The 9,715-nt window shown below is 72.7% G+C and carries 8 protein-coding genes and 1 pseudogene; 5 read left to right on the top strand and 4 right to left on the bottom strand.

Features of this window, described 5'->3' with window-relative positions; translation table 11 throughout:
• The 4 genes and pseudogenes from AC30N0_RS20575 to mltB form a co-directional block, all read left to right on the top strand.
• Nucleotides 1-268: pseudogene (locus tag AC30N0_RS20575) on the top strand (AAA family ATPase); the annotation flags it as partial.
• Between the two features lie 13 nt (nt 269-281).
• Nucleotides 282-1,280, top strand: coding sequence for a DUF58 domain-containing protein (locus AC30N0_RS20570; protein ID WP_489519736.1), 999 nt, complete (start codon nt 282-284; stop codon nt 1,278-1,280).
• Nucleotides 1,277-3,349: a transglutaminase TgpA family protein gene (locus AC30N0_RS20565; RefSeq protein WP_489519735.1), complete on the top strand. Its 2,073-nt coding sequence runs from the start codon at nt 1,277-1,279 to the stop codon at nt 3,347-3,349. The genes AC30N0_RS20570 and AC30N0_RS20565 overlap by 4 nt, the downstream gene beginning before the upstream one ends.
• Nucleotides 3,350-3,369: 20 nt before the next feature.
• Nucleotides 3,370-4,464, top strand: a complete 1,095-nt coding sequence (mltB, locus tag AC30N0_RS20560; RefSeq protein ID WP_489519734.1) for a lytic murein transglycosylase B — start codon at nt 3,370-3,372, stop codon at nt 4,462-4,464.
• 10 nt (nt 4,465-4,474) lie between these two features.
• Here the strand turns inward: mltB and AC30N0_RS20555 are convergent, their stop codons facing one another.
• Nucleotides 4,475-5,494 (bottom strand): S8 family serine peptidase, encoded by a 1,020-nt coding sequence (locus AC30N0_RS20555; RefSeq protein ID WP_489519737.1) that lies wholly within the window; start codon nt 5,492-5,494, stop codon nt 4,475-4,477.
• Nucleotides 5,495-5,930: 436 nt separating this feature from the next.
• On the opposite strand from AC30N0_RS20555, the gene AC30N0_RS20550 reads away from it, so the two are divergent.
• Complete coding sequence (locus AC30N0_RS20550; RefSeq protein WP_489519733.1) at nt 5,931-6,554, top strand: ECF-type sigma factor; 624 nt, start codon at nt 5,931-5,933, stop codon at nt 6,552-6,554.
• Here AC30N0_RS20550 and AC30N0_RS20545 read toward each other — a convergent pair.
• The 3 genes from AC30N0_RS20545 to AC30N0_RS20535 form a co-directional block, all read right to left on the bottom strand.
• On the bottom strand, nt 6,503-6,751 hold the full coding sequence (locus AC30N0_RS20545) for a hypothetical protein (RefSeq protein ID WP_489519732.1): 249 nt from the start codon (nt 6,749-6,751) through the stop codon (nt 6,503-6,505). The two genes, AC30N0_RS20550 and AC30N0_RS20545, sit on opposite strands and share 52 nt — an antisense overlap.
• 129 nt (nt 6,752-6,880) lie before the next feature.
• Nucleotides 6,881-7,792, bottom strand: a complete 912-nt coding sequence (locus AC30N0_RS20540; RefSeq protein ID WP_489519731.1) for a transglutaminase family protein — start codon at nt 7,790-7,792, stop codon at nt 6,881-6,883.
• Nucleotides 7,789-9,715 (bottom strand): circularly permuted type 2 ATP-grasp protein (locus AC30N0_RS20535; RefSeq protein ID WP_489519730.1); only part of this gene is annotated, 1,927 nt, incomplete at its 5' end. The genes AC30N0_RS20535 and AC30N0_RS20540, both read right to left, overlap by 4 nt.

The raw sequence follows: 9,715 nt of genomic DNA, 5'->3' as shown, positions 1-9,715 counted from the left end.
CGCCCTGCGCGACTACCTCCAGGCGGTGATCCCGGCAACGCGCTCGGGGACCTGGTTCGCCGAAGGCCTGTCGCCGCGCGCCGGCATCGCCTTTTGGCGCGCGGCACGGGCGCGCGCCCTGCTCGGCGGCCGCGACTACGTGGCGCCCGACGACGTCCAGTACGTGCTGCCGCAGACCATCGCGCACCGGCTGGTACCGGCCGCCGGCGCCGGGCGGGGCCGGACGGAGCAGGTGCGGGCCATGATCGAGGCCGTGCCCCTGCCGTGACCCGGGCGCCGTCGTGAGCCAGGCGATCTCGCTGAACCCCGCGGCCTTCGTGCGCGCACGCTTTCGGCACTGGTGGCAGGCGCGCCTGCCGCGCACCGACACCCAGCTGCTGACGCAGGGCAACGTCTACATCCTGCCGACGCGCGCCGGCTGGCTGTTCGGGCTGACGCTGATCGTCCTCCTGCTCGCGTCCATCAACTACCAGCTGAACCTGGGCTACGTGCTCACCTTCCTGCTGGCCGGCAGCGGCGTCGTCTCGATGCATCTGACGCACGGCACGCTGCGCGGCCTGACGCTGCACCTGCGCCCGGTGGCGGCTTCCTTCGCCGGCGCCCCGGCGGTCCTCGACATCGTGATGACGAGCCCGTCGACGGCGCGCTTCGGGATCGGCCTGCGCCTGCTCGACGCCCCGGTCTCGACGCTGGCCTGGACCGACGTCCCCGGCGGCGGCCAGGCGACGGCCCAGGTGAGCTTCGTGCCCGCTGCGCGCGGGCGCCACGACGTGCCGACCCTGAGCGTGGAGACGCGCTTCCCGCTCGGCCTCTTCCGCGCCTGGACGGTGTGGCGACCGGCCGCGCGGCTGCTGGTGTATCCGCAGCTCGAGGCGAACGCCCCCGCCCTGCCCGCCGCCCAGCCCATCGCCGGCGGCTCGACGCAGTCGCGCAGCAGCGATGGCGGCGAGGTCGAGGGCGTGCGCGCCTACCGCCGCGGCGACCCGCTCAAGCTGGTGGCCTGGAAGAAGGCCGCGCAGGCGCTGGAGACTGGCGCCGAGCTGGTCAGCCGCGACACCAGCGTCGCATCGCGGCGCGAGCTCTGGCTCGACTGGGCTGCCTGCGGGTCGCTGCCCGCGGAGGCGCGCCTGTCCCGCCTGGCCGCCTGGACGCTGGCCGCCGACCGCGCCGACGCCGACTACGGCCTGCGCCTGCCGGGGCACGACATCCCACCGGGCGACGGCGCCGCACAGCGCAGCCGCTGCCTGGAGGCGCTCGCCCTGTGGGGACGGTCGGGATGAGCGCCGTCCCGGCGGTCGAAGCTTCATTCGCGCGCTGGCGGCCATCGCTGCCGCAGTGGCCCGGCTGGTCGCGCCTGCCGCGCGAAGCGCGCGACACGCTGTTCCTGCTCGGCGTCATCGCCTGGACCGTGCTGCCGCACCTGTCGCACCTGCCTTGGTGGGCGATCGCGCTGACGGCCGTGATCCTGGTCTGGCGCGCCACCCTGGCCCTGACCAACGCAGCGCTGCCCGGACGATGGCTGCTCGTCGGCGTGCTGCTGACCGCGCTCGGCCTGGCTTACTGGTCGTACGGGACGCTGCTGGGCCGCGAGCCCGGCGTCACCCTCGCCGTCGCCCTGATGGCCCTGAAGACGCTCGAGCTGCGCGCCCGCCGCGATGCCTTCGTCGTCTTCTTCCTCGGCTTCTTCATCATCCTCACCCACTTCCTGTACTCGCAGTCGTTCCTGGTGGCGCTGGCGATGCTGGTCTCGGTGTGGGGTCTGCTCACCGCCCTCGTGCTCGCGCACATGCCCGTCGGGCAACCGAGCCTGCGCCAGGCAGCGTCGCTGGCGGCACGCACGGCCGTGCTCGGCGCGCCGATCATGGCCCTGCTGTTCCTGCTCTTTCCGCGCATCGGGCCGCTCTGGGGCGTGCCGCAGGACGGCATCTCCAAGACGGGGCTCTCGAACACGCTGCGCATGGGCTCGGTCGCCGAGGTGGCGAGCGACGACTCGGTGGCGATGCGCCTGCGCTTCGACGGGCCGCGCCCGGCGCTGTCGGACCTGTACTTCCGCGGCCCGGTGCTGACCCGCTTCGACGGCTTCGAGTGGCGCCCGCTCGGCCTGCCTTTCGCGCCCGCGGGCATGCCCGCGCGCAAGCCGGCGCTGACCACGCGCAGCGACGCCCTGCGCTACGAGGTGACCTTCGAGCCGCTGCGCCTGGCCTCGATGCCGCTGCTCGAGGCGACCACCGAGGTGCAGGCGCTGGAAGGCTTGGGCCTCAGCGCGCGCGAAGACCTGCAATGGCTGGCGGAGCGGCCGGTGTTCGAGCGCATCCGCCTCAACGCCGTCGCGCACACGTCCTTCGTGCTCGGCGGACCACGCCGCACGGGCGAGCTGCAGGAGAGCCTGGAACTTCCGGCCGGCTTCAACCCGCGCACCCTGGCCTGGGCGCGGACGCTGCGCGACCAGCCACGGCTGCGCGGCGCCAGCGCCACCGTGCTGGCACAGGCCGTGCTGCGCCACATCCGCAGCGACGGCTACAGCTACACGCTCTCGCCCGGCGAGTACGGCCGCGACAGCGTCGACGAGTTCTGGCTCGACCGCAAGGAAGGCTTCTGCGAGCACTTCGCGGCCTCGTTCGTCGTGGTGATGCGCGCCCTCGGCGTGCCGGCGCGCATCGTCACCGGCTACCAAGGCGCCGACCTCACCCCGGTCGACGGCTACACCGTCGTGCGGCAGAGCTCGGCGCACGCCTGGGCCGAGTATTGGCAGCCCGACACGGGCTGGGTCCGCGCCGACCCCACGGGCGCGGTGGCACCCGACCGCATCGGCCGGAGCAGCCGCCTCGCGCCGCAGCTCGGCTTCGTCGCCGGGGCGTTGGACACCATGAACCCCGAGCTCCTGGCGCGCGTGCGCACCGCCTGGGAAGCGGTGAACAACCGCTGGAACCAATGGGTGCTCCACTACACCCGCGGGCAGCAGCTCGAGGCGCTGAAGCGCATCGGCTTCCAGGCGCCGACGTGGGAAGACCTGGCCCTGCTCCTCGTCACCCTGCTCAGCGCGCTGGCGCTCACCGGCGCGGCCTGGGCCTGGCTCGACCGGCATCGCGTCGACCCGTGGGTGCGCCAGCTCGAGACCCTGCGCCGCACTCTGCGATCCCTCGGCATCGTCGCCGCGCCGCACGAGGCGCCGCGAACGCTCGCCGGCCGGGTCCGCGAGCGGCTGGGCGCAGACGGCGAGCCGCTGGCGCAGCTCCTCGATGCGCTCGAGGCGCAACGCTACGGGCGCTCGGGGGCCCGGAGCCCCGACCGTCGCCTGACCCGCGACTTCATCCCGCGCGCGCGGCACGTCAAGAGCGCAGCCACCTGACCTCTCCACTGCAGGATCCCATGACCCCGTCTCTCCTTCGCCGCCAGCTCCTCGTCGCCGCCCTCGGCGCCGGCCTCGTCGGCGTCGCCGCGGCCGCACCGAAGCAGCAGCGCAAGCGGCCGTCGCGCAGCGTCGTCGCCGACGACAGCGCGCCCGACCTCGTCACCTACGGCACGCGCGACGACGTGATGCGCTTCGCCGATGCCGTGGCCGAACGGCGCAGCCTCGACGCGGCCTGGATTCGCGCCTCGCTCGGGCAGGCCCGCTTCGTCCCGAGCGTCGCCCGCTTCATCATGCCGCCGCCCGCGGGCACGGCAAAGAACTGGGCCGCCTACCGGGCCCGCTTCGTCGAGCCGATCCGCATCCGGGCCGGCGTCGCCTTCTGGCGCGCCAACGAAAAGTGGCTGCTGCAGGCCGAGGAGGTCTACGGGGTCCCGCCGGAGATCGTGGTCGGCATCATCGGCGTCGAGACGATCTACGGCCGGCAGATAGGCAACTTCCGCGTCATCGACGCGCTCGCCACGCTGGCCTTCGACTTTCCCGCCGGCCGCAAGGACAGGAGCGCGTTCTTCCGCGACGAGCTCGAGAACTGGTTCGTGCTGTGCCACAGCGAAGGCATCGACCCCCTGGCCTGGCGTGGCAGCTACGCGGGCGCGATGGGCATGCCGCAGTTCATGCCCTCGAGCTTCAACAAATACGCCGTCGACTTCGACGGCGACGGCCATGTCGACCTGCACGCCAGCACCGCCGACGTCATCGGCAGCGTCGCCCATTACCTGGCGGAGTTCGGCTGGAAGCGGCGCCTGCCCACGCACTACGACGTCAAGCCGCCGGTCGAGACGAGCGCGCGCGCCCTCCTGCTCGCCCCCGACATCCTGCCGACCTTCTCGCCGGCCGAGATGATCGAGCGCGGCGCCGTGCTCGGCGCGCAGGCGCGGGCGGCGGAGACGATCCTGGCGCTCGTCGAGCTGCAGAACGGCGATGCCGCGCCGAGCTACGTGGCGGGCACGCCGAACTTCTATGCGATCACGCGCTACAACTGGTCGAGCTACTACGCGCTGGCGGTGATCGAGCTGGGGGCGGCGGTGAAGGACCAGATGACCGCGCCGCGCTGAGAGTGAAAGGCTAGGCGAGCGCGAGGGCAGCGGAAGCGTCAACGAGCCCCGCCCCCGTAGCGCCGTCTGCACCCGCTGCCGCGCCAAGCGCACCAGCGCCTCCTACGGCTGCCGCCAAACCGTCCTTGACGTCGACCGCGGATCCGACGAGCAGGCTCTTGACCTGCTTCGGGGTCAGGTTCGGGCTCTTCTGCAGCAAGAGCGCACATACACCGGCGACTTGGGGAGCCGCCGCAGAGGTACCGCTGAATCGGGCCCAGCCGTCCTGCTTGCCCGTGCCGTCGAAGACCCCGAAGCGCCGGTCGTGTTTCGATCCGGGCGGCACCGGCAACATGATGAAGTCGGCTTCGACGCCCTCACCGCACAAGCCGCAGACGTCAGGCACCTTGCGGTTCGCGTAGATCTTGCTTGTGAACGCCGATGCGAAGTTGGATGCCTTGAGGGCGCCGCCTTCATCGGCGAAAACCCCGCCGACGGCGATCACCGGCTTCATTTGCCCAGGGAAAGCACGCTCGCCGCCATTGCCCGCGGCGGCGACGACTGTGATGCCGTCCGCGAGAACGGCTTCGCGGATGATCGTCTCCACGGGACCCACCTTGACGGGAAGTCCCTGCCACGGCGGCTTGCCCGGCGCCTCCCCACAACTCACGCTCAAGGACAGGATGACCAGGTTCGCGTGTGCGAACTCGACTGCCAGAAGGACCTGCCTGAAGACGGCGATCCTGGCTTCGATGTGTGTCCGTTTGCAGTCGCACCAGCCGGTGATCGGCTCCCCTTGCACGTACTCGAGCGCCAGCCACGGCTGTCCGCCCGCGGTCACGCCCGCATCCTCCAGGCGAGCGATGTTTCGATGTGCAAGGGCGGCCAGGATGTCCCGCTCGCGTCGAAACCGCTCGGCGAACGACGCGCGCTGCGACCGCGACGGGTGATTGAACAGCAGCTTGATGGCGACCTGACGCTCGAACGCGCCATCGACGCGATCGGCGAGCCAGACCTCGGCCATGCCCCCCGAGCCGATGTGACGGCCCAGCCGGTAGGCGCCGACGCGGCTGCCCTCGCCCCACTCTGCAGGGGCCGGGCTCCGCGGCTCCCTGCAGGCCCGGCAGGGTCTCGAGGAAGCCTTCCCTCGCGACTCGCGCCTTCGCCCTCAGCATCCGCTCGAGGTCTGCGACCAGCCGGGACTCCGCCTTCAGTCCATCCAGGAACGCCTGCAGCTCACGGCCCTGCAGCGGCTCCGCCTGTTCGTACAGGGCAGAGAGCTCTCTCCAATCGGCGACGGAATCGCGCAGCATGAACGCCTCGGTGGATCGCGCGGGAGCTTACGGCCGCCCCATCCGCACGGCAAGCGGGGGCATGGCTCCGGGACGGGACGGCCAGCGGTAAGACGGAACCGCCGCGCGAAAGCGGACATCGGGGATCGGCCGCCGTATGGACGCGCCGGCGCCCCCCGGTTACGCTCGCGGGCCATGTCCGACGCCCCGGCACCGGTCTCCACCAGCGAGCCGCCGATCACCCGGCTGCTGCAGCTCGCCGCCTCCGGCGACCGCAGCGCGCTCGACCAGATCTACGCCGCCCTGTACCCCGAGCTGAAGCGGGTCGCGCGCGCGCGCCTGCGCCAGCAGGGTCGCGGCGACAGCATGGGCACGACGACGCTGCTGCACGAGAGCTTCATCCGTCTCGTCAACGCGCGCGACCTCCGCCTCGAGGATCGCCGCCACTTCTTCGCCTACGCGGCGCGGACGATGCGCAACATCATCATCGACAGCGCCCGCGAGCACCTCGCCGAGCGGCGCGGCGGCGGCGCCCTGCACGAGACGCTCGGCGGCGACTCCGCCCTGCAGGTCGCCGACACGAGCAGCAGCGAGGAGCTGATCCGCGTCAGCGAGGCCTTGCTGAGCCTGGAGGCGGTCGACTCGGAGCTCGCCGAGCTCGTCGACATGCGCTACTTCGGCGGCTACACCGAGACCGAGGTCGCCGAGCTGCAGGGTGTCACCGAGCGGACCATCCGCCGCCGCTGGGACAAGGCCCGGGCCTGGCTCTACGTGGCGCTGAACGACACCCCGACCCCGCCCGCCGACGCGCCGGCCTGATCGCCGAGAAAGTCCTCCATCCAGGCGCGCAGGCGCAGGTCGGCCTCGCCGCTCTCGCAGACCTCGAGCCCGCGGCGCAGGTCCCAGCTCGACTCGAACCAGCCCGGCCCCGCCGTGCAGCCGGCATCTGCGACCTGCAGCCTTGGCGCTTGGCGGGCCAGCGGGAAGGGCGAGGGTTCAGGCGACAGTGCGGTCATGGGCGGCTCCGTTGCGGTGGCGGCCCAGTGTTCCGCTGCGACGCTGCGGCAGCCATCCCGCCGAAGACCGGAAAGGCCGCGCCGACCGCGCCCTCGCTGGTGCCCCCCAGGCCGGGGGCGCGCCCTCCCCTACTTGGGGATGACGCTCACCGCCGTCGACAGCTTCTGGCCGCGACCGCCGAGGATGACGCCGCGCAGCGGCACGACATCGGCGAAGTCGCCGCCCCAGGCGAGCGTGATGTGGCGCCGGTCGGCGCGCATGTCGTTGGTCGGGTCGAGCTCGACCCAGCCGTGCGCCGGCGAGTACGCCGCCACCCAGGCGTGCGAGGCGTCGACGCCGAGCAGGCGCGGCCTCCCCGGCGGCGGCTCGGTCAGCAGGTAGCCCGAGACATAGCGGGCCGGCAGGCCGTGGCCGCGCAGGCAGGCCATCATCACGTGCGCGAAGTCCTGGCAGACACCGCTCTTCTGCGCCAGCACTTCTTCGACCGAGGTCGTGACCGTCGTGGCGCCGGGATCGAACGCGAACTCGGCGTGGATGCGGTGCATGAGGTCGCTCACCGAGGCCAGCCAGTCGCGACCCGGCGGGAAGCTGGCGCGCGACCAGGCCCGGGCCGCATCCGACCACGGCACCAGCGAGCTCGGCTCGGCCATCCGCGCCGGAACGAGGCCGTCCTGCGCCGGTTCGGAGCGCACCGCGTCGCGCACCGCCTCCCACGCGAGCGACGCTGCGCCGCGCGGGTCGGGCCGATCGGCGACCTCGACGTCGCAGGCCATGAAGACGCGCAGCAGCGGGTGCGGCCCGTGCAGGCTGAAGTGGGTGGTGCCGTTGCCGAAGGCGTCGCGTCCGTCGTGCCGCTCGTCCGGCGCCGGCTCGACGCGCAGCTCGTGCGCGAGCACGTGCTGCCAGGGCAGCTCGCGCGGCGTCAGATGGGCGAGCTGCCACGATTGGGCCACCGGCGCGCGATAGGTGTAGCGCGTCTCGTGCTCGACGCGGTAGCGGGCGGCATCCTGCAACACCGGCGGCGCGGCCAGCGCGCTCATGCCGCCAGCGACAGGTTGCTGCGCGGCACGGCGTGCGAGAAGAAGGTCATCGAGATCTGGTCCGAGATCTCGTGGGCAGCGCGCTGCAGCCCATCGACGACGGTGGCCAGTGCATCGCTCTCCGGGTGGAGGTCGGCGGGGCGCAGATCGAGCAGCGCCGTGTGCGCAGGGGCGAAGGTCGCGCCGCCGAAGGTCTCGTGCGCCGCCTCCAGCCGGCCGATCGACTCGGCGACCGCGTTCGCCTGGAACGCCAGCGAGCGCGGGTTGGCCTCGTCGCGCACGAGCATGTCGAGAACCGGGAGCCACTCGGGCGCGGCGAGATAGCGCGAGCGGTAGGTAACGCTGGAGTCGGCGAAGTCGAGCAGCCAGGTCAGCTCGTGCGTGCGGCCCTCGCGGGTGGCGACACGCAGCGCGCTGCAGAGAGTGGCCAGGCGCTCGACGTGCCGGCCAATCGAGACGAAGCGCCAGCCAACGCCGCGCGTCATGCCGTCGACGATGAAGCCGGAGAGGGTCATCATGGTCGTGACGGCGCGGTCGAGCCAGACCAGCGTCAGCGGCAGGCCCGGCTCGCGCTCGAAGACCGGGTCGGCGGCGAGCCGGTTGAGCGTTCGCCAATGGTCGACCGACATCCGGTCGCGCAGGTTGAAGGCCACGCGAGAGAGCTGGCGCAGGCGCTCGTTGAGCGCGCCGTCGGCGTGCGTCGCCGCGCGCCGCAGCGCCCGCCCGGTGTAGCGCGAGCTCTCGACGACGCCGAGCCGCTGCGCCAGCGTCCACGCCGGCGGCGTGCCGCCGACACGGGCGACGCCGTTCTCGAGGACATGGCCGAGGGCGACGCGCAGCAGGCGCGCGGTCGCGTCGCAGCGTTCCCCATAGCGCCCGAACCAGAACAGGTTCTCGGCCGCGCGCGACGGGAGGGTCGCGTTGGCGCCGACGAGTTGGTCCGGGGCGACCGTCGTCGACAGCAGCGAGAACTCGGCGTTGACCGGGCCGCCGGCGAGCACCCAGGTGTCCTTCGAGCGGCCGCCGCGCTGCATGGCGATGACGCGCGAGTCCTCCTCGCCGGCGACGCGGGTCAGGCCGCCGGGCATGACCCGCCAGCCGCTCGGCGTCGCCACCGCGAAGACGCGCAGGCCGACGGTGCGGGCGGCGAAGGCCGGCGCACCGCCGCGCTCGAGCACCGGTGCCTGCGACACGTGCACCCATTCCTGGGCGATGTAGTGCTGCGGCCGCTGCAGGAGGCGTTCCCTCAAGGCGCCACGCTCGGCCACGCTCAGGGTCTCGACGACGATCGGCCGCTCGCTCGGCGAGCGCTCGATCGGCTTGACGATGAGCCGCTCGGGCCGGCTCCAGGCGTCCTCGAAGGCGGCCGGCTCGCCGAGCCACCAGGTCGCGACCGACGGCAGCAGCAGGGGCTCGCCGAGGAGCATGCGGCTCAGGCGGGGCAGGTAGCCGAGCAGCGCGCCGGACTCGAGCACGCCCGAGCCGAGGGCGTTGGCGAGCAGCACCGAGCCGCGCCGGGCGCATTCGGTGAGGCCGGGGATGCCGAGGGCCGAGTCGGAACGCAGCTCGAGCGGGTCGCAGTAGTCGTCGTCCTGGCGGCGGACGATGGCGTGCACGCGCTGCAGGCCGTCGATGGTCTTCAGCCAGACCCGGCCGTCGCGCACCGTCAGATCGCTGCCCTCGACCAGCGCGAAGCCCAGGTAGCGGGCGAGCAGCGCGTGCTCGAAGTAGGTCTCGTTGTAGGGGCCTGGGGTCAGCAGGACGATGCGCGGCGGGCCGTCGCCGCGCGGCGCCCAGTGCAGGAGCGAGCTGCGCAGGACCTCGAAGAAGGCTGCGAGGTGCTGCACCGGCAACTCGCGGAACATGCGCGGGAACACGCGCGACACGAGGAGCCGGTTCTCGAGGGCGTAGCCCGAGCCCGAA

The organism is Rhizobacter sp. (assembly GCF_031412495.1).
Lineage (GTDB): Bacteria > Pseudomonadota > Gammaproteobacteria > Burkholderiales > Burkholderiaceae_C > Schlegelella_A.
The sequence above is the reverse complement of the archived record's forward strand: the minus strand, read 5'-3'. Positions and strand labels throughout refer to the sequence as shown.